We start from the raw sequence: 18,953 nt of genomic DNA, 5'->3' as shown, positions 1-18,953 counted from the left end.
ATTACGTGTACAGTGGGACTTCATTTTCATGAGCCGTCACGATATTTTTAGAAGAAGCAGATTCATCATAAATATGTCTCTTCTGTAAACCAATATCTGTTCCATAAAGGTGAATGGTAATAGCCGGTTCAGCAAATGGATTACGGACACTGTGTATATCTCTATTCGGAGGGTATACATACGAAATATCCTGAGCTTTAGCTGTTACTACCTCCACTTTCTTTAAGGCGTAGCTGTCTTGTTCGCTTTTAACTCTTTGGTACCTTGTTTCCTCAATTGCTCCCTCATATATCCCGACCAATCCCCATACTAAATGATCGTGTATAGGAGCGGTTTGTCCAGGTCCCCATACGAAACCAACGATTGAAAAAGCTTCATCCTCTGGTTTATATAACAAGAACTGGCTATATTTATTTTTCTTAGGCTGTCTATATGTAGCGGGCAATAAATCTTTTGTTTTTAAAAATAAGTCGAAGTGAGGTTTGAGTTGTTCCACAACTTCTTTTTCTAAGCTTGTTTGCTGTAAGACGTTGCGAATGGCAACTTCTAATTTTTTAATGTGTGTTGAAATAGTCATTGATTTTCCTCCAGGTCAAGGTGGTTTTTATAATTTTGCAGCGTCCAGGTGCCAAGGCGCTGAATTTCATAATTGATAGGGGCGTGCAGGGATAGGGTTCTAATATTCCTCCAGAAGCGATCGTAGCGGTACGTGTTAGACGTTGCTCTGCTACCCATGACGTCAAAGATTCTTGAGGTAATATCTAATCCTGCTGTAGTAATAAATGCTTTAGCTACCCCTATAGAATTTTGAATGCTGGTTTTTTCTTTTTCTGTAAGGTTCCAACCTTTCTCCCAAGCCTCTTGAAATGCAGCAGTAGTTTGGGAAATTAACGATTCAGCTGCTTCGTATTGAATGTGGAATTTTCCAAGATGTCTTTGAATGTAAGGGTCATCTATGGCAGATGAATGTTGGGCAAAACGAGCTCTCGTCTTCGTTGAAACGTATTGTAGGGCTTCGTTGATGGCGCTTTTTGTAACCCCTAACATAATGTGTGAAATAAGAAAATTAGCAATGCTTGATCGGATGCTTAAAAATTCATCGTTCGGTGGAACAGCTGCTAGAATATCTTCTTTGTAAACAGGCACATTTTTAAATGTAATGGACCCACTGTCTGTTTGCCTCTGTCCAAAATGATCCCAGTCACCGTTAACTTCAATGCCTTGACGGTTAGTTGGTATGACTGCAATTAATGGAATCTCGGTCTCTTCAAAAATACTAGATACAATTAAATAATCAGAGTCTGCACTTCCAGAACAAAAGGTTTTTTTTCCGTTTAACAAAATGCTTGAATTCTTTTTTGTAGCAAAAAGATTTAAATCAATAGGATTGAAGGCATTGCCCCAAAAGAGATTTTGTTGAATTGTTTGTTGGTAGTAAAAATCTGATTGCTCCGATGTTCCATAAAAGTAAGGAGTTGTAAGGTTAAGGAAATGATAGCCGTACACATGCGCTAGCGAGCTGTCTGCTTGAGCAAAAATCTGTACAACTTCACACACATCTCCCCAAGTTTTACCCATTCCACCCAGCCTTTCGGGAGTTAAAAGGTTCAGCAATCCACTTTCTCGAATAAGGTCTCGCTCCCATTTCGGATTTCCACCTTCCCTGTCGCGCTGAATGGCCGTTTTCTGAAATTCAGCTGCTAATAGATAAGCTTGTTCTTGTATTGATCTTTTCATAGGGGAATGAATTGGCATATGTTATTCCTCCTTAAGCTTTAATTGAGTAGAGATATGTCATATAAAACCAAAAACTTAGTTAACATGATAAAGGGAAAAGAACCTTTTGTATAATTGAAAAAAAAGAATTGATTATTCAATAAAAATGAATTGTTTTATTTTAATACCTAATTCAAACGTGATTTTTGTAGACATCAAAGGGGTTTGACTTATAAAGTAAATAGCTAAAGAAGTGATAAAACTTACTTACTAGATAACTAATAACGAAGTAGTTGCTGTAGGTTTTTGAGCTATCTATAAAGGAGGAGGTAGCAAGTAAATGGATTTACGAACGATTAAAACATTCCAAACTATTGCGCGCTTAGGAAGTTTTCAAAAAGCAGCAGAAGAGCTAAAGTACGTACAATCAACGGTTACGATGCAAATACAAAAACTCGAATCAGATTTGGGCGTAAAGCTCATTGAACGAGGGAAAAAAATACATTTAACAGAAGCAGGGAGGCTTTTTCATGAGAAAGCAGACCTTTTATTAAGAGATTTGGAGTACGTACAAGATACTATGCAGCAATGGCTTCATGGAGAAGCTGGTAAAGTACGGGTAGGAGCCATTGAGCCCATGGCGATTTTTCGCTTGCCGAGCATCTTACTGCCGTTTAATGAAAGATACCCTAATGTTCAATTAAGTATCCAAATTGATAATACACAGAACTTAACAAAGATGATTAAAGAAGGAGAGCTTGATTTGGCTATCTGCAATACGCCTAATTTGGATCATACAACATTATTTGAGCCGCTTTTTATTGAAGAAGTATCCCTGTTAGTACCTAAAAACCATCCGTTAGCTGTGAAAAATCAAGTAGAACTTGCTGATTTCAAAGGAGAACGCCTTCTTTTGAGCGGGTTTGTGTGCAATTACCGAATCAGTTTGGAGAAGTCGTTGGTGGAAGCTGGTGTTAGTCCTGACATTCGACTTGAAGTGAACAGCATGTCCGCATTAAAAGAATATGTGCAAGTGGGATTTGGAATCGCTGTAGTACCTGATGTTATGGTAAGGAACCCGCCACCCGGAACGGAAATAAAAAAGATTTACGACCTCAAAATTGGCGTAACAACAGGTATTTTAAGAAAAATTAATGCTGTAACCAATGGAACGGCCGTTGAGAATTTAATTCGGCTCATAAAGACCCACTTTTAATGACTCTATTTTTTGAAGTTCATTTTTTTTGAATCAACTATTCGGATTTATCAATTATACAAATCTAGGAAAGTGAGATATACTTTGTGAAAACATAGTAAGTTGATTGATTAAGTTTAATTAAAAATGAGTTAAATTACGAAAAGAAAGGAAAAGTGAAATGAATTTACCTAGTAACCAACCGCTATCTGGTATACGCGTTCTTGAATTCGGTCAAATTGCAGCCGGTCCATATACTGGAATGCTGTTAGCTGATTTAGGAGCCGATGTTGTCAAAGTCGAAAATCCAAATGGTGGGGACGGCATGAGGCTTTGGCCGCCATTTGTAAGAAATGAAGAGGAAGAAGAGTACAGTGCTAACTTTTCATCTCTAAATCGGAATAAGAGAAGTATATGTATCGATTTTAAAGATGAAGATCAATTAGCAACTTTAAGGGAGTTGTGTTTACAAGCTGATGTAATTGTAGAGAATTTTCGTCCAGGAGTATTAAAGAAGTTTCGACTAGATCACGAGAGTTTATCTAGTATTCATCCCAAGCTAATCTATTGCTCTATTTCAGGGTATGGACAGGAAGGGCCTTATGCTCATAAAGGAGCTTTTGATGTAACAGTTCAAGCAATAAGCGGATTAATGAGCGTCACAGGTGAAGAAAATGGAGAAGCAGTTAAATGCGGTGTGCCGGTAGCCGATTTTGCTGTTGGACTGTACGCCGCCTATACAATCACAGCAGCTGTTTTAAATGTTCAAAAAGGAGGAGAAGGCACTCATATTGATTGCTCCATGTTAGGAAGTGTACTAGGTATTTCAGCTTTGCAAACGAGTGAATATTTCGGGAACAAGCAGCCGCCGAAACGGTTAGGAACTGCGCATCCCCGCAATGCTCCTTATCAAGGATTCTACGGAAGTGACAAACCATTTGTCATTGCAGCTGGTAATAATAAACTTTGGAAAGAAGTATGCGAAGCAACCAAATTAGAAGAGTTGTTTACAGATCCTAGATTCGTGGACCAAACCGCACGTGCTAAAAATCAAAAAGAGCTTGCAGCTCTTTTACAAAAGGTATTCAGCACAAAGCCAGCTGAAGTGTGGATTGCTGAATTTGATCAAAGAGGCGTTCCATCAGCTCCGGTAAATGATTTCTCTGAAGCATTAGCTAGTCCGATGGCACAGTCATTGGATATCGTTAGAGATGTGCCTTTACCAAATGGTTCATCTATACCGACAGTAGGGTTCCCTGTAAAGGTTAAAGGGTATGAATTTCACGTGTATCGAAAGCCACCCTTACTAGGCGAGCACACAAATGAAGTCCTTCAAGAATGGAAGAAAGTATCCGTAAAGGCCTAAATTTGTTTTAAAACATACTATTTTTATAGAAAAAATATGATATTGGAGGAATAAGAATGGTTGAAATCCTTACAATGTCTCCTACATCAGGAGACGGAAAATATGTTGGAGTGCCCTGGGACATTGAGCCTTCTTTTGAATATAATCATCAAATTGCTCAAATGGCCGAGCAGACAGGTTTTTCAGCGCTGCTTCTCCCGGTAGGCGCAGAATGCCTAGATGCATCAATTGTAGCTTCATCTTTGATACAATCGACTGAAAATTTAAAATTCTTATATGCAGCTAGACCAGGCTTTATTAGCCCAACAGTCTTTGCAAAGCAATTTGCTACGCTCGATTATTTATCAAATGGAAGAGCTGTTATTAATGTGGTTACAGGTGGTTCGCAGTCTGATTTAGAAAGAGATGGTGATAGTCTTCCCCATCATTTACGCTACAAAAGAACCGAAGAATTTGTTCATATTTTAAAACGTTTATTTACCGAAGACGTGGTAAACCATCAAGGAGACTATTACTCTATAAAAAATGCATCTCTTTTCCCAAAACCAGTGCAACGCCCAAGACCTGAGATTTTTATGGGAGGAGCATCTGAAGCTGGTAAACAAGTGGCTGCTAAATTAGCAGATGTCTACATGATGTGGGGAGAAACATTGGAAAATACAAAGCATCGAATCGAAGAAATGAAACACCTAGCAGCCAAAGAAGGAAGATCGCTGAAGTACTCAGTTTCCCTTCAAGTTATTACAGCAGATACAGAAGAGAAGGCATGGGAGAAAGCTCACAATCTAATTAGCAAAGTAACTCAAAGTAGCTTAGAAAGTAAAAAGAAATTTAGATTAAAAGATGAATCTGTCGGTCATCAAAGGTTGGAAGATTTAATGCAAGAATCAAAAGAAAAGGATTTTATTATCGGACCTAACCTTTGGGCAGGCTTAACTCAAGTTTTAAGCGGTAACTCTATTGCATTAGTTGGAACACCAGATCAAATAGCTGATCGCGTGGTAGAGTATGTAGATTTGGGGTTCGAAAAAGTATTGCTAAGAGGGTTTCCTCATTTAGAAGTAATTGAAGCTATTGGGAAAAAAATCATTCCAAAAGTTAAAGACCGATTAAAAGAAAATCAAACAAGTGTTCGCTTGTGAGATAGTAAAGAAAAGGAGGTCTAATTGTGAATAGCAAGCAAGCAAACATTTATAGCAAACGAGTAGCACCTTGGGTTTTACCAATTCTATTAGTTGCACTCTGGGAACTATTTTCGGTTACAGGTATTGTATCAAAAGAAACACTTCCTTCTCCATTAGATATTTTATATAGTGCAATTCATCTAGTTCAAACTGGTGAGCTGTTCAATCATATTAAAGTAAGCTTTAGCCGTGCGTTTATTGGTTTTGCCATTGGAGGAAGTATCGGTCTTATTTTAGGAATTGTAAACGGAGTATATCCTGTTGCCGAAAAACATTTGGATACTACTATCCAAATGTTTCGGAATATTCCGCATTTAGCTCTTATTCCACTAGTGATTTTATGGTTAGGAATCGGAGAAGAAGCGAAGATTTTTTTAGTAGCGATCGGCGTATTCTTCCCTATCTATGTAAATACGTATCATGGAATCATTTCAGTTGATAAATCGTTAATTGAAATGGGGAAAGTATATGGTTTAAGCAAAAATAAACTTTTAGTACGAGTGATTTTTAAAGGAGCCCTTCCATCCGTTTTAGTTGGTATTCGCTATTCGTTAGGGATTATGTGGCTGACTTTAATTGTAGCAGAAACTGTAGCAGCTGATTCTGGCATTGGTTACATGGCGATGAATGCACGTGAATTCATGCAAATTGATATTGTTATTGTTGCTATCTTGCTATATGCCATCTTAGGAAAAGTTGCTGATTCTTTAGCAAAGCTATTAGAAGTAAAGCTATTGAAATGGAATCCAAACTATCAAAAATCGTAAAGTAAGGAGTGAGAGAATATGAAATATAAAGGTGGAGGAATTCAATTACAAATACAGCATTTAAAAAAAATCTTTGGAGATGTCGAAGTCTTGAAAGGGATTGATTTAGATATAGCGCCCGGTGAATTCGTCGCTATCGTTGGGCAAAGCGGTTGTGGAAAAAGCACGTTATTAAGACATATTGCAGGGTTAGAAAAAGAAACAAGTGGGCAAATCATGCAAAACGGGGAAAGATTACATTCAATCAATCCCTACGCTCGATTTATGTTCCAAGATTCAAGGCTGCTACCATGGGAAAAAATCGTGGCCAATGTAGGTGTTAGTCTAGGGTTAAAAGGCGAGTGGAAAGAGCAGGCGTTAATTTCTCTTAAGCAAGTAGGACTAGAAAGCAGAGCAAATGAGTGGCCGTCTGTTTTATCCGGTGGGCAGCGTCAGCGAGTAGCACTCGCTCGAGCGTTAGCCACTCAGCCGAAGCTGCTGCTATTGGATGAGCCGCTAGGTGCATTAGATGCATTAACGCGGATCGAAATGCAGGAATTGATCGAAGGAATTTGGCAAGAGCAACGCTTCACAGCTCTTTTGGTGACTCATGACGTTTCAGAAGCTATTACGCTAGCGGATCGAGTTATTTTAATTGAACAAGGAAAGATTGCGATGGATTTACGTATACCTCTTCCAAGACCTCGTGAAAGGGGAAGTCATTCGTTTGGAAAACTAGAAAGCAAAGTACTAGCAAGAGTCATGAAAAAAGAAACGTCGTCGCTTTTAGAAGATGCTACGACCGTATAAAAGGAGAAGAGTATGATGCGAGTGGCAGTTGTATTAAATAGCAAGACAGAAAAAATTGTGCCCATTGTGGAAGGAGACATTATCCGGTTATACGATACGGAAACAGAAGAAACAGAAGACGTTACAAATCCCTCTATTCATTTAAGTGAAGGAAAGAGAGGCGCGGTTGTTAAATGGGCTGAAAGTCGAGGCATAAAGGTTCTAGCGGCACCGCCTAGTATGCTGTGTGAGTTATCTTATGGCAGCGCCAAGTCGAAAGGTTTTCATTATTACCGTGTAAGTTCTGACACAGGCTTTGCAGAGTTTCAGCAGCGTTTAAAAAACAAGAATATCGAATTAGTCACAGACTTGCCATCATTTGAAATTGAACCTAGTGCAGCTGTGCTGCCTAACGAGTAAAGATTGGGAAGGAGAAGCTATGAAGTATGTAAATATAACAGTTAATCGTCAGCTGTCATCTAAAAAAATCGTTACTCTATCCTTGCACGCACCTCATAATCTTAATGCTATTAATCAAGAATTATACGAAGAGCTCAAGCAATCCTTGGAGGAGATTTCACAGGACAAAGCAATAGGCGCATTGATTTTAAACAGTGACGTATCTAATGCTTTCAGTGCAGGCGTGGATTTACAATTTATTCAAAATTTAAGTAATGAAGAAGCGAGTGATTTTTTCACTAATCTATCGAAGCTGCTAGATACGCTTATTCACTTTCCAGTTCCCACGATTTCTTTCGTCAATAGATATGCCTTCGGAGCAGGAGCTGATCTGGCTATTTCATGCGATGTACGCATTGCCAGTGAATCAGCATACTTTCGATTTCCCGGTCCGCAGTTTGGCTTGGTTTTAGGGACACAGCGGTTGGTTAATGAAATCGGTTCTTCCAAAGCTCGTTTTTTAGCATTGTCAGGTAAGAAGATAAATGGACAAACTGCTTTGGAGTACGGCTTAGTTCATGAACTAAGTGCAAATGAAGAAGCTGGCCAAAAGACTGCTTTGAAATGGGCAAGCACCTTAGCAAACGTTCCATCATACACGACTCAAACAATAAAAGAAGTTTGCCATTCAGGAGAGTCTTTTCATGAACTGACGCGTGCTTCAGTGCTAGAAGGAGATTTCATGAAGCGATTCAGTCAGTATGTGCAAGGTAATAAGAAAAAAGTACGTCAGTAGGCAAAATAAATGCTGAAAAAGCTAGAGGAGATTTGAGATGATTCAAAAAAAAAGATTTTATGCAACAACCATTATTTTGCTGTTGCTCCTAGCTTTAAGCGGATGTGGAGGAAGTAAAGAGACAGCAGCGGGCAATCAGTCAGTAGAAGAAAAAGGTGTCGTAAAAGTAGGATATCAAAAGTCTGCACCTATGCTGCTATTAAAGAAAAAGCAGCTGTTGGAAAAGAACTTAGGGAAATTAGGATATGAAGTGAAGTGGTATGAGTTCAATACAGGAATTGCAGTAGCAGAGGCGTTGAATGCAGGGAGCATCGATATTGGGGGTTTAGGTGATTCTCCTTCTTTATTTGGAAAAGCAAGAGGGCTTGATTTTGTATATATTGCAAGCGAACCTTCTGTGCCTGAATCTGAAGGTATTTTGGTAAAGAAAGATTCTTCTATTAAAACTATTAAGGATCTTAAAGGTAAGAAAATTGCTTTTAATAAAGCGTCAATCTCCCAATACTTGCTGTTAAAAACGCTGAAGTCGGAAGGGTTGACAGAGAATGATATAAACCCAGTGTATCTTAATCCGCCAGAAGCCAGTGTTGCTTTTTCACAAGGGCAAGTAGATGCATGGGTTATATGGGAGCCATACTTTACAACAACTGCAAATAAGGGTAATCGCGTGTTATCAGATGCTACTGGTCTTGTTTCCTTTCGTTCTTTCTATGTAGCTGGTGAAAAATTTGTGAAAGATAATCCGAAAGCAACAAAACAAATTGTATTAGAGCTTCAAAAGGTTGGAAAAGAAATTAATAAAAATCCTCAGGAAGCAGCTGAATTAGTATCAGATGCTACCAAGATTCCAGTTGACACTTGGAAAGAGATCTTGAAGAAAAAGCCAGCCGATGTTCAATTTATGAATCAAAAAGCTGCAGATGACCTTCAAGAGCAGGCGAATGACCTCTTAGAAATGAAATTAATTACAAAACAAATTGACGTTGAAAACTCGTACTGGTCTCCTTAAAAATGAGAAGAAAATATGAAAGGAGCGTGTAAAAAGATATGAAGGTTAAAGGGGCGGCCAGTGTTCAAATGAAAAAGCGAGCTTTTCATCTTCAATTTCTGCTTCTCTTACTAACTATAGTTATAGGATGCTTGATGACCGCTTGTTATCAAAAAAGCTCCGCTAGTGAACCGGAAAAAAATAAGCTATCTGATGTAACGCTACGAGTAGCGCAAACAGGATGGAGCAGTATTGAAGAAGAGTTAAAAGCAGCGGGGCTAGAAAATACACCATATAAGATTGATTATAGTGTATTTCAAGGTGGAAACCTTCAGCTTGAAGCGATGGCAGGAGGTCATATAGATTTTTCGCTATCGAGCGAAATTCCTCCTATCTTTGCTAATTTATCTGAAGGCAATGGGAATTTCAAAGTAGTTGCGGTGCAAGAAGGTAATACATTAAATCAAGAAGTGGTTGTTCCCAAAAATTCTTTAATAAAAACCGTAGCCGACTTAAAAGGGAAAAAGGTTGCTTATGTAAAAAATACAACCGCTCATTATTTTTTACTCAAACTGCTAAAAGAAGCAGGATTAGAGTGGAAAGACATTAAGCCAGTGGAACTTTCTACATCTGATGGGCTCACAGCGCTTTTAGGAGGAAATGTGGATGCATTTGCAAGCTATGGTGTCTCTATTATATCTGCTCATGAAAAGGGGGCAAAAACGATAGCAAGTGGTAAAGACATTTTATCAGGAAACTTCCTCATTACCGTGCCGCCTAAGCTCCTTGAGGATAAAAACAAAAAAGCGGCATTGGTTGATTTGCTGGATCGATTGCAAAAAGCCCATAAATGGACACGAGAAAATCAAGAGCAGTGGGCGAAGGTTGTCGCAACAAATACACATCAGCCAGTCAGTCAGGCACTAACAACACTAAAAGAAGGTGAAGAACAGCGTCCAAGCATTATTACTCCTATTACCACTCAGCAAATTAAATCAGAGCAAGATGTGGCGGATACGTTTTATTCAGAATCACTTTTGAAAGAAAAAATAGATGTTAAAAAGTTTTGGACAAAGGTATTAAATAGTGACGTAGAAAAAATAGGACTAAACTAAAAAAACGGAATATTCGGAAAGGTTAATGAGATATGTCAACAAAAGCAGCGTCTATTTATAATGAGCCAACATTTCACAATGTAGAGGAAGAACGTCAACATCGTAAGGAAAGGCTAGCAGGTGCTTTTCGGATTTTTAATCAATTTGGATTTAATGAAGGGGTGGCGGGACATATAACAGTTCGAGATCCTGAAAAAGAAGATCATTACTGGGTGAATCCGTTAGGTGTACATTTTGGACAAATGAAAGTAAGTGATTTGCATCTTGTTAATCACAGCGGAGATGTCGTCGTAGGGAATCGTCCAATTAATAAAGCGGCGATTGCGATTCACTCGCAAATTCATCAAGCAAGACCAGATGTAATCGCTGCTGCCCACTCTCACTCTCTTTATGGTAAAGCATGGTCGTCTTTAGGAAGGTTACTTGATCCGCTTACGCAAGACTCATGTGTATTTTATCAAGATCACGGCTTATTTGATGATTTTACGGGAGTAGTTTTAGAAAAAAGTGAAGGTGAACGCATTGCTGATGCACTTCAGCAATATAAGGGTGTTATTTTGAGGAATCACGGACTTCTCACGGTTGGAAATAGCGTAGATGAAGCGGCTTATTGGTTTATTGCTATGGACCGAGCTTGTCATGCTCAGCTTCTTGCTGAAGCAGCAGGAAGACCTATTCCAATTGATCATGAAACGGCTGTTTTGACGCACTCACAAGTAAGTAGTCCATCGGGAGGCTGGTTCAACTTTCAACAGCTATGGTACAAGCTGCTTGATGAGGAGCCCGATGTTTTAAACTAAATAAAAAAAGGGGCTTAGGCATTGATACAAACGTTTCAATGCCTAAGTAAGTACGATGAAAAGGGGAACATATACATATGAAAATCTTGCAAAAAGCTTCAGGTTTTATGAAGAGGAACCTATGTAAGCGAATTTTAGTAGTAAGCATTCTTACTATAGGAAGTGCATCTATTTTATCTGGCTGCAGTGAGGCAAATGAAACAGCAGGAAAAGAGAAAATAGATTTGTCAAAAGTAACAATTGTATTGGGAGATCAAGCTGGAATGACTAAGGCCAAAGTAGAGGCTTCTAAAGTACTTGAAGGTACACCTTACAAAGTAAAATGGGCAAGCTTTCAAGGAGCAGCCCCTTTATTTGAAGCAGTAAAAGCAGGATCAGTAGATACAGCTCCTGCCGGAGATACGCCTGTGTTAGCCGCCGCTGCATCTGACGTACCAATAAAGATTATCGCCACGAGCGTTTCTTCTCCGAAAGCCGTCGGGATATTAGTCAAAAAAAATTCATCAATCAAAACAATAAAGGATTTAAAAGGAAAAACGGTCGTCGTTTCTTCAGCAAAAGGCAGTATTGCACAATATTTATTAATTGAAGCGTTAAAAGAAGAAGGGCTGTCTACGAAAGATGTTAACGTTAAGTTTGTTCTTCCTACTGATGCAGCAGCAGCTTTCAAGGCCGGGCAGCTAGAAGCATGGGCTACTTTTGACCCGTATTTAGCGATTTCTGAGAAGAACGGTGGAAGAGTATTGCGTACAGGCGAAGGAATTAATACGGGGCTAGGGTTTATCACAGCCTCAGAAAAAGCACTGCAGGATCCCGGGAAAAAAGCAGCGCTTCAAGACGTAATTAAACGAATTTCTAAAGCATGGGAATGGGAAAACCAAAATAAAGAAAAGTATGTTAAAGTGTATTCTGATATCACCAGATTACCTAATGATGTATCGAAAACAATTAATGGACGAGTAAATGCTGAAGTAAGACCTGTTAAAGAAGAAGATATACGTGCTGTACAGAAAGTAGCCGATGTATTTAAAGAAGAAGATGTATTGCCAAAAGAAGTGGACGTGAATAAATTAGTGGATAAAGAAATTTTTACTGCTAAATAAGATGAAGAAGCCTTTATTCTCTAAAGGCTTTTTGTTATTTTCCTCTCCAACTTACACACCCACCGGTAATACTGCACCACCATCCAAAACAGCAGCGGATTTAGTAGAAGCGAATACCACCACGTCCACCATCCGTAGTGAAAATACCCCCATGGAGCAGGGAGAAGGGCCACTACTTCATAAAGTAAAACAGCAACCGACCAAAGTAAAATATAGGCGGCTTTTTTTGTGAGCTTCCCGGCAAAAGGATAGTAGGTAAGAAAAAGCATGTTTACAGGCGGAATGAGAACAGTATAGGCAAAAATACCTTGCCAGTCTGTCTCTTGTGTAAAATACCAGTAGCCGTGAAATTTGAAATTAATGAAGACGTCAAAGATATGCTGAGCAGCAATGGTGAACATCCAAATGTGTACAATTTGATTTACTGTGAAGCGCTTGTTTGTTTTAAAAGCAAGAACGTTAAATATTAAAATAGAAAGAATTAATCCAATCATATTGGTTCTCCTTTTGGCTTCTTGACTATATTGTATAATTTTAGGAGATTAAATCCAATAGAGAAATGGACATACTATGAATTTTCTGCGGTATTTTTCACAGGGACGGACTGTGTTTTTTTTCGATTTCTTAAAAATGCGATCACGAGTAAAAAAGCAGGAATGACAATTTGAAACGGAAGGTGTAAAGTGAACGGAATGATTTTTAACCCTTCATATACGTGTTCGAAATAGTTTTGAGCAAGGGACAATGAATAAAACAAAACGACTAAGCCAATTGGAAATACAAGCGGTGACGGGTTTTTAAGCTGAAACACGTGGGAAAGGCCCAGCACAGTGGCGTAGAAAAACAGACCTATTTTAAAGAAGCCGCCAGTGATTAAAGCCAGCATAAAAAACACATCAAGCCGTTCTAAAAACCCTGCGAATTGAATGCTTTGAACAGTGCTTAAAAGCGGAAAAGCAGACCTCGATGTTAAGGTAACGCCCAGCACACCTATATTCACAATCATTGTAATCATAAGATTAATACCGTTTAACGTAATTGCGCTGAATACAATCAAAGCGGTCTTTTTCACATTTTTTGTATATGGGAAAATCATGGCAAATACAATGACTTCGCCAAAAGGAAAATACAGCGTCTGGCTGTAGGCAACCCTCAGCACTAAAGAAATACCGTTTTCAAGCATTGGCTTTAGACTTGAAAAATCAAGAAGGCCAGAAACGAAGATAAGAATAAAGCCAGCGACGGCGAGTACATAAATGAAGAAAAACAGCAGTTCCGCCGAACGTGCCATCACTTCAATTCCTTGGCGAACCGTATAGATAATTCCCAGCATCAGTAAAGCGTTCACTATAAACAGCGGCGTGTCAGGATAGACAAAAGTAAGAAGCATCGCGCCGAAATCGCGCAGCACCCGCGCGGCTCCATTCGCAAAATATAATACGTAAAGAAAAGCCAGTATGCGTCCGGGCACTTTTCCAATAATTTTTTCGATATACTCCGTCAGCGCTAAATCGGGATAATAGCGGTGCAAGCGATAATACATAAAAATAAGTGCATAGCTGCTGATCATACCAACTAAAATGGCAATCCAAGCATCTTGCTTAGCGTCCATTGCTAAGCCGACTAAAAAGGCGCTGCCAATCTCAAAGAGCGTAATTAACACAAACAGCTGCCATCCGCTAATTCGAGCTTTTTCCACTGCCTATCCGCCTCCTTTTCTACAGCTAGTATGCGCTTTTTAACGTCAAGCATATGCATCATGTAAGTAAAGAGTTGGAAAGGAAATAGGGATATTTTGTTAAAAACTAAGTGCGCTAGCCGAAGATATAAGAGAGAAGTACGTAAAAGGAGAGAGCGTATTGGATTTATTTGAAGTCCGCTTATTTACATAGTGGGAAGACGCTATAGAAAAACTCCTTCCGTTTCTAAAAAAATATCATACTAACGAAAAAAGCCTTTTCTCTGCAAAAGGCTTTTTTCTATGGCGAACATTTGTGCTATGATAGAGAAGCAAGGAGGATACAGCATGAAAGAAAATCATCAGTTTACCATACACACAGATAAAGAAAAGCTTGATATAGATGTCATCTACTCGTACCTTCATCATGAATCGTACTGGGCAAAAGGAATTCCGCTTCACCTTGTTCAAACGTCTATCGAACATTCCGTTTGTTTTGGCGTATATGATGAGTGTGATAAACAAGTAGGATTTGGGCGAATTATTTCAGATTTTGCGACGTTTGCTTATTTGGCGGATGTGTTTATTCTTCCGCACGCGCGAGGCAACGGCCTTGGAAAAGCGCTGGTACAAGAAATGATTCGCTATCAGCCGATTCAAGACGTACGAAAAATTTTATTGGCAACAAAAGATGCCCATGGTTTGTACAGTCAGTACGGATTTAAAGAAGTTAAAAATAAGCAGCTGTTTATGCAAATTTTTAAAAAAGGCATGTATGAGCGGGTGCTTTATTCAAAAGAAAATAAAATACTGCCTGGAAAAGAGGGATAGATATGGCTGAAGAGTTACGTAAAAGCGTATTTAATGAAGAATTGATTACCCACTTGAGTGACGCTTTTTCACGTGAAATGAGTTCATTTGATCAAAAAGCATTTCATGAGCTGGTTTTTCAACAGGACTGGGAAGGCTTAGCGCTGAAAGAGCGCATGAGAAGAATTACGCTTTCCATGCATGAAGTGCTGCCGGCGGATTATGAAGAAGCACTTCATATTTTATATAAAGCGGCTCCAACGGTAGGAGGACTTCAAGGCACGATTTTTCCAGATTACGTTGAACTATACGGATTAAACGCTTGGGAAGCTTCCATAAAAGCACTCGCGTTTTTTACACCGTTTTCCACATCAGAATTTGGGGTGCGTCCGTTTTTGATTCAAGATACAAATCGAATGCTCCAGCAAATGATTGAATGGGCAGGAGATGAAAACCATCATATTCGCAGATTAGCAAGCGAAGGGAGCCGACCTAGACTTCCGTGGGGACAATCAGTACCTGCGTTAAAGCAGGATCCAAAACAAACGCTCCCGATTTTAGAGCAGTTAAAACGAGATGAATCGCTCTATGTCCGCAAAAGCGTAGCCAATCATTTAAACGATATTTCGTACATAGAAAAAGATTGGATGCTTGACGTGATGAAAAGATGGTACGGAAAAGACGTTAAAACCGATTGGATCGTCAAGCATGCGTGCCGTTCACTGCTGAAAAAAGGAGATCCTGAAGCTCTGTCTCTTTTTGGCTATGGAGATGATCCGGGCGTGAGTGTCACAGGGCTTAGCTTACAGCCGCATGTCATTACGATTGGTGATAGCATTGACTTTTCCTTTGAGTTATCGGTGGAAAAAAACATGCCGCTTCGCATAGAGTATGGAATTCATTACGTAAAAGCAAAAGGAAACCGCACTCAAAAAGTGTTTATGCTAAAAAATGTTCAAGCAAAAGCAGGCCAAGCGCTGACAGTCACAAAAAAGCATGGGTTTAAAGATTTAAGTACACGAAAACATTATAATGGTAAGCATACGCTTTCTGTTATTGTAAACGGAGTGGTAAAAGCAGAAGCGGATTTTGTGATTGAGTAACTCTTTCCTGATGGAGAGAGTTTTTTTATGTTTCTATAGAGCTGATGAGGAAACGTAAGTCAATAGGTTGCTGCCTCTTTACTTATTTACAAAATCGACTGAAAAACATCCATTTAAATTCCTTTTATGGTATATTAATCCTTAGGGAGTGATAAAGTGAAGAAATTTATGGTGGGCACATTGAGTGCTTTTTTGGCAATGTCATTGGTAGCGTGCTCAAACTCTGCTAGCAAAGAAGAGAGCGGCTATAGCATTCAAAAAGTGAAAGTCAAGATAACAGATGATGCCAATTTAATTGGAAAAGTTGGTATACAAGATAGCAAAGGAAAAATGGTCGATGTAAAACCAAAAGCGCTGTATTACGAGTTTAAAATGAAGCAGCAAGGCAAGCGTAAATTCTATCAAAATGATAAAGACGAAATAGAAGCTAAAATTATACCGAATGAAGATTTAAAGAAAGCATCTATCAATACAGTAGGCGTTAATGTATTTGATGAAGGGCATGAGCAGTTCGGTACAGGTATGGGAATTGAAGAGTTTAACTATATGAAAAAAGGAAAGGTCGATGTGCACTACGATCTGGGCGCGACTGTTAAAAACAAAGAAATGCCTCTCGCTCCTTCCGATCAGAAATTAAAAAACCTCCAAAAAGTCGCGAGGCATGGAAAGCTCATCATTACAAGAAATAACAAAGAAATTGGTCGATATGATTTAGAGACGTTAGAATCTGTAAAGAAATGATCAATAGCTGCATGGAGTATGTGCAGCTAAATTACGGACAGTGCGGGTTCAATGAAGGGCTAAAGTTTATAGCAGTTCATACATAAAAGAGAGGCTGGACCAAATGTATTTTAGCCGAAGGGAAAAATGAACCATTGATCAACATGTTTGATTAGGGGTTCGTTGTTTTGTTAGGTTGAACGTATATTTCATGTGTTTCATTCTTTCTAGCAGTTGATTGGAGGGTAAGGCGAAGACTCCTGCGGGAAAAGCGGGACAGGTGAGACCCCGCAGGAGCGCAAGCGACGAGGAGGCTCATCGGCCGCCCGCGGAAAGCGAAGCCTTGCACGGAAATCAACTGCGGTTGAACAAGAAGTCCGAATTGTTAATCCAGATTATTTGTCTTCAGATTGAATTGATTCTGCTATGTCTCAATCCTTTTTTATATAAATGCACTCATTTGATACATTAAAAATAGTCAAAAAGGTTCAGCTCCCTTATCTTGAAGTTATTTCCTTAAACGGTATAATTATTTATGTAACATTTTAAATATTTTAAAAATTTAAAATGTCTAATCAAAGGGATGGGGAGGAGTAAATGAATGAAAAAAACTGTAAAACGAACGGCCGTGCCGGCGATTTTGTCAATTGGATTATTGCTGTCGCCGCTTGCGGTACAAGCTGAGATGCCTTACTACGGAAAAGACTACAGTCAGCCGGAAAAAATTAAAGCGCTTTATCCGGAAATAAAGGTGGATGAAGCAACGCCGGCATTTCTGAAAGGGCAAGACGCATTTACGACTCAAGAAGAAATGATGAGCTATGTTCAAACGCTTGCTCATAAAAGTCCGTACGTAAAGCTGAAGATTATCGGTAAATCACAGCAAGGGCGAGACATTCCGGCTCTATATTTTTCGAAGGAAAAGAAGTTTGCTGATGGAAAGACATCTAAAAAGCCAACGATTTGGCTTCAAAGTCAAATTCATGGTAATGAACCGGCAAGCGGTGAATCCGTACTCGCCGTTGCAACGCGTTTGACACAAGACTTTGGAAAAGATGTGTTAAATAAAGTCAACATTGTCATTGTGCCGCGCATTAATCCTGACGGATCTTATGCATTTAAACGTCAGCTAGCAAATAATTTAGACGGAAACCGCGACTACATAAAGCTTGAAAGCCCGGAAGTACAGAGCATACGAGCTGAATTTAACCGTTTTTCACCAGAAGTCGTCATCGACGCTCATGAATATACGCCTTACAGCAGCGGATTTAAAAATATCGGTAAAGAAGGCGTGTGGAAGTATCACGATATTTTACTGCAGTCCGGCCGAAACTTAAATATTCCGCAGAACATTCGCGACGTGTCGGATGAGCTGTTTGTGAACAGTACGCTTACAGCCATTGAAAAGCAGGGATATTCAGGAGAAGTATACTATACGTCTCAAGTGAATAAACAAGGGCAGCTGGAAGTAGAAGAAGGCTCAGTTGAACCGCGAATCGGGCGAAACTCACTAGGCTTGTATCCATCGTTTTCATTTTTAGTCGAAAGCAGAGGAATCGGCATTGGCCGAGAAGATTTTCCGCGGCGAGTGAGTGCGCAAATTGCTACACAAGAAAAGCTGATTACACAAACAGCCAATCACGCCAAACAAATTAAAGCGCTGATTGCCAAAGAAAAAGCGGCGCTTGTCAAAAAAGGAAAAAATGCAAATGATCATGATCCAATTGTGGTGAACAGTGAAAATAAAAAAATACCAAACTCTACGTTAGAAATGGTCGATGTAGAAAGCGCGTCTGTTAAAGAAATTCCTGTGACGTACTACAGTGCAAAGAAAGCAACACCGACGCTTGTCCGCGAACGTCCGACTGCTTACCTTTTAAAACCGGGACATGAAGAGTTAGCAGAAAAACTGCAGGGACAAGGCGTAAAAAGTTTCAAGTTAACGAAAGAAACGGCTCTTTCAGTAGAAGCGTATAATGTCAGCAGCCGCATTGAAAATGAAGTCTACGAAAATAAACCAAATGTGGACGTGCAAACAATCGTCAAGTCAAAAACGGTGACGTTCCCAAAAGGAAGCTACGTCTTTTTAACGTCTCAGCCGCAAAACAATTTATTGTCTCTATCGCTTGAGCCAGAATCTGTGGACAGCTTCACAACGTTTGGTTATTTGCCTTCAGAAGTAGGACAAGAACTTGATGTTTACCGGTTTACGCGTTCCATTGAAAAATCGCCTTTGCAAAAAGAATCCCGTAAATAATGAAAAAGCGTGGAGCTTGGCTTCACGCTTTTTCATTATGATCACGTGACTGCTGTCGGTTTTTTCTTCTTCTAGAAAAGAAATAAATAAAAAAGCCGGCTAATAGAAGAAGTGTAATAAGAAGAATACTAGTAGGAAAGTAAAGAGAGCCTATCTGAATGCCCAAGTAGTTTAACATTATCATAACG

General features: G+C 39.3%; 19 protein-coding genes. 15 read left to right on the top strand and 4 right to left on the bottom strand.

What is annotated here, in order from left to right:
- Position 1: 1 nt before the first annotated feature.
- The gene (locus tag LJY09_RS17600) at positions 2 to 577 is read right to left on the bottom strand and encodes a cysteine dioxygenase family protein (protein ID WP_053074042.1); all 576 of its coding nucleotides are present in this window, start codon (positions 575 to 577) and stop codon (positions 2 to 4) included.
- Positions 574 to 1,755, bottom strand: coding sequence for an acyl-CoA dehydrogenase family protein (locus LJY09_RS17595; protein ID WP_155017431.1), 1,182 nt, complete (start codon positions 1,753 to 1,755; stop codon positions 574 to 576). The genes LJY09_RS17600 and LJY09_RS17595 overlap by 4 nt, the downstream gene beginning before the upstream one ends.
- 301 nt (positions 1,756 to 2,056) lie before the next feature.
- On the opposite strand from LJY09_RS17595, the gene LJY09_RS17590 reads away from it, so the two are divergent.
- From LJY09_RS17590 to LJY09_RS17540, 11 genes are all read left to right on the top strand, one after another.
- On the top strand, positions 2,057 to 2,932 hold the full coding sequence (locus tag LJY09_RS17590) for a LysR family transcriptional regulator (RefSeq protein ID WP_014458996.1): 876 nt from the start codon (positions 2,057 to 2,059) through the stop codon (positions 2,930 to 2,932).
- A gap of 160 nt (positions 2,933 to 3,092) precedes the next feature.
- Positions 3,093 to 4,277 carry a CaiB/BaiF CoA transferase family protein gene (locus LJY09_RS17585; RefSeq protein WP_115654529.1) on the top strand — a complete coding sequence of 395 codons (1,185 nt, stop codon included), beginning with the start codon at positions 3,093 to 3,095 and terminating at the stop codon, positions 4,275 to 4,277.
- A 56-nt stretch (positions 4,278 to 4,333) separates the two neighbouring features.
- Complete coding sequence (locus tag LJY09_RS17580) at positions 4,334 to 5,419, top strand: LLM class flavin-dependent oxidoreductase (protein WP_155009930.1); 1,086 nt, start codon at positions 4,334 to 4,336, stop codon at positions 5,417 to 5,419.
- 26 nt (positions 5,420 to 5,445) lie between these two features.
- The gene (locus LJY09_RS17575; protein WP_014458999.1) at positions 5,446 to 6,228 is read left to right on the top strand and encodes an ABC transporter permease subunit; all 783 of its coding nucleotides are present in this window, start codon (positions 5,446 to 5,448) and stop codon (positions 6,226 to 6,228) included.
- 18 nt (positions 6,229 to 6,246) lie between these two features.
- Positions 6,247 to 7,017 (top strand): ATP-binding cassette domain-containing protein, encoded by a 771-nt coding sequence (locus LJY09_RS17570; RefSeq protein WP_014459000.1) that lies wholly within the window; start codon positions 6,247 to 6,249, stop codon positions 7,015 to 7,017.
- 12 nt (positions 7,018 to 7,029) lie between these two features.
- Positions 7,030 to 7,416, top strand: coding sequence for a hypothetical protein (locus LJY09_RS17565; protein ID WP_148262917.1), 387 nt, complete (start codon positions 7,030 to 7,032; stop codon positions 7,414 to 7,416).
- Between the two features lie 19 nt (positions 7,417 to 7,435).
- A complete protein-coding gene (locus LJY09_RS17560; RefSeq protein ID WP_014459002.1) occupies positions 7,436 to 8,191 on the top strand; it encodes an enoyl-CoA hydratase/isomerase family protein in 756 nt (251 codons plus the stop codon).
- A 37-nt stretch (positions 8,192 to 8,228) separates the two neighbouring features.
- Complete coding sequence (locus tag LJY09_RS17555) at positions 8,229 to 9,200, top strand: aliphatic sulfonate ABC transporter substrate-binding protein (protein ID WP_014459003.1); 972 nt, start codon at positions 8,229 to 8,231, stop codon at positions 9,198 to 9,200.
- 38 nt (positions 9,201 to 9,238) lie between these two features.
- On the top strand, positions 9,239 to 10,294 hold the full coding sequence (locus LJY09_RS17550; protein WP_228307358.1) for an ABC transporter substrate-binding protein: 1,056 nt from the start codon (positions 9,239 to 9,241) through the stop codon (positions 10,292 to 10,294).
- A gap of 32 nt (positions 10,295 to 10,326) precedes the next feature.
- Positions 10,327 to 11,094, top strand: coding sequence for a class II aldolase/adducin family protein (locus tag LJY09_RS17545; RefSeq protein WP_014459005.1), 768 nt, complete (start codon positions 10,327 to 10,329; stop codon positions 11,092 to 11,094).
- 77 nt (positions 11,095 to 11,171) lie between these two features.
- Entirely contained in the window at positions 11,172 to 12,197 is a 1,026-nt protein-coding gene (locus LJY09_RS17540) for an ABC transporter substrate-binding protein (RefSeq protein WP_155009931.1), read from the top strand.
- Between the two features lie 20 nt (positions 12,198 to 12,217).
- On the opposite strand, the gene LJY09_RS17535 is transcribed toward LJY09_RS17540, so the two are convergent.
- The gene (locus LJY09_RS17535) at positions 12,218 to 12,691 is read right to left on the bottom strand and encodes a hypothetical protein (protein ID WP_155009932.1); all 474 of its coding nucleotides are present in this window, start codon (positions 12,689 to 12,691) and stop codon (positions 12,218 to 12,220) included.
- A 74-nt stretch (positions 12,692 to 12,765) separates the two neighbouring features.
- Positions 12,766 to 13,896, bottom strand: coding sequence for a GerAB/ArcD/ProY family transporter (locus LJY09_RS17530; protein WP_099331203.1), 1,131 nt, complete (start codon positions 13,894 to 13,896; stop codon positions 12,766 to 12,768).
- Between the two features lie 327 nt (positions 13,897 to 14,223).
- Here LJY09_RS17530 and LJY09_RS17525 point away from each other — a divergent pair, with 327 nt between their 5' ends.
- From LJY09_RS17525 to LJY09_RS17505, 4 genes are all read left to right on the top strand, one after another.
- A complete protein-coding gene (locus LJY09_RS17525) occupies positions 14,224 to 14,706 on the top strand; it encodes a GNAT family N-acetyltransferase (protein WP_228307357.1) in 483 nt (160 codons plus the stop codon).
- Between the two features lie 2 nt (positions 14,707 to 14,708).
- Entirely contained in the window at positions 14,709 to 15,788 is a 1,080-nt protein-coding gene (locus tag LJY09_RS17520) for a DNA alkylation repair protein (RefSeq protein WP_155009933.1), read from the top strand.
- Positions 15,789 to 15,944: 156 nt separating this feature from the next.
- A complete protein-coding gene (locus LJY09_RS17515; RefSeq protein ID WP_228307356.1) occupies positions 15,945 to 16,529 on the top strand; it encodes a hypothetical protein in 585 nt (194 codons plus the stop codon).
- Between the two features lie 580 nt (positions 16,530 to 17,109).
- Positions 17,110 to 18,765 (top strand): M14 family metallopeptidase, encoded by a 1,656-nt coding sequence (locus tag LJY09_RS17505; RefSeq protein ID WP_155009935.1) that lies wholly within the window; start codon positions 17,110 to 17,112, stop codon positions 18,763 to 18,765.
- Positions 18,766 to 18,953: the final 188 nt, after the last annotated feature.

Source organism: Priestia sp. J2, assembly GCF_020790095.1.
Taxonomy (GTDB): domain Bacteria; phylum Bacillota; class Bacilli; order Bacillales; family Bacillaceae_H; genus Priestia; species Priestia zanthoxyli.
Note: the sequence above shows the minus strand (reverse complement) of the source record. Positions and strands in the feature narration are given on the sequence as shown.

Bases quoted from the DNA above. Each gene is read 5' to 3' on its own strand.
- LJY09_RS17600 (WP_053074042.1), bottom strand. From the start codon at position 577: ATGACTATTTCAACACACATTAAAAAATTAGAAGTTGCCATTCGCAAC.
- LJY09_RS17595 (WP_155017431.1), bottom strand. From the start codon at position 1,755: ATGCCAATTCATTCCCCTATGAAAAGATCAATACAAGAACAAGCTTAT.
- LJY09_RS17590 (WP_014458996.1), top strand. From the start codon at position 2,057: ATGGATTTACGAACGATTAAAACATTCCAAACTATTGCGCGCTTAGGA.
- LJY09_RS17585 (WP_115654529.1), top strand. From the start codon at position 3,093: ATGAATTTACCTAGTAACCAACCGCTATCTGGTATACGCGTTCTTGAA.
- LJY09_RS17580 (WP_155009930.1), top strand. From the start codon at position 4,334: ATGGTTGAAATCCTTACAATGTCTCCTACATCAGGAGACGGAAAATAT.
- LJY09_RS17570 (WP_014459000.1), top strand. From the start codon at position 6,247: ATGAAATATAAAGGTGGAGGAATTCAATTACAAATACAGCATTTAAAA.
- LJY09_RS17565 (WP_148262917.1), top strand. From the start codon at position 7,030: ATGATGCGAGTGGCAGTTGTATTAAATAGCAAGACAGAAAAAATTGTG.
- LJY09_RS17560 (WP_014459002.1), top strand. From the start codon at position 7,436: ATGAAGTATGTAAATATAACAGTTAATCGTCAGCTGTCATCTAAAAAA.
- LJY09_RS17555 (WP_014459003.1), top strand. From the start codon at position 8,229: ATGATTCAAAAAAAAAGATTTTATGCAACAACCATTATTTTGCTGTTG.
- LJY09_RS17550 (WP_228307358.1), top strand. From the start codon at position 9,239: ATGAAGGTTAAAGGGGCGGCCAGTGTTCAAATGAAAAAGCGAGCTTTT.
- LJY09_RS17545 (WP_014459005.1), top strand. From the start codon at position 10,327: ATGTCAACAAAAGCAGCGTCTATTTATAATGAGCCAACATTTCACAAT.
- LJY09_RS17540 (WP_155009931.1), top strand. From the start codon at position 11,172: ATGAAAATCTTGCAAAAAGCTTCAGGTTTTATGAAGAGGAACCTATGT.
- LJY09_RS17535 (WP_155009932.1), bottom strand. From the start codon at position 12,691: ATGATTGGATTAATTCTTTCTATTTTAATATTTAACGTTCTTGCTTTT.
- LJY09_RS17525 (WP_228307357.1), top strand. From the start codon at position 14,224: ATGAAAGAAAATCATCAGTTTACCATACACACAGATAAAGAAAAGCTT.
- LJY09_RS17520 (WP_155009933.1), top strand. From the start codon at position 14,709: ATGGCTGAAGAGTTACGTAAAAGCGTATTTAATGAAGAATTGATTACC.
- LJY09_RS17505 (WP_155009935.1), top strand. From the start codon at position 17,110: ATGAAAAAAACTGTAAAACGAACGGCCGTGCCGGCGATTTTGTCAATT.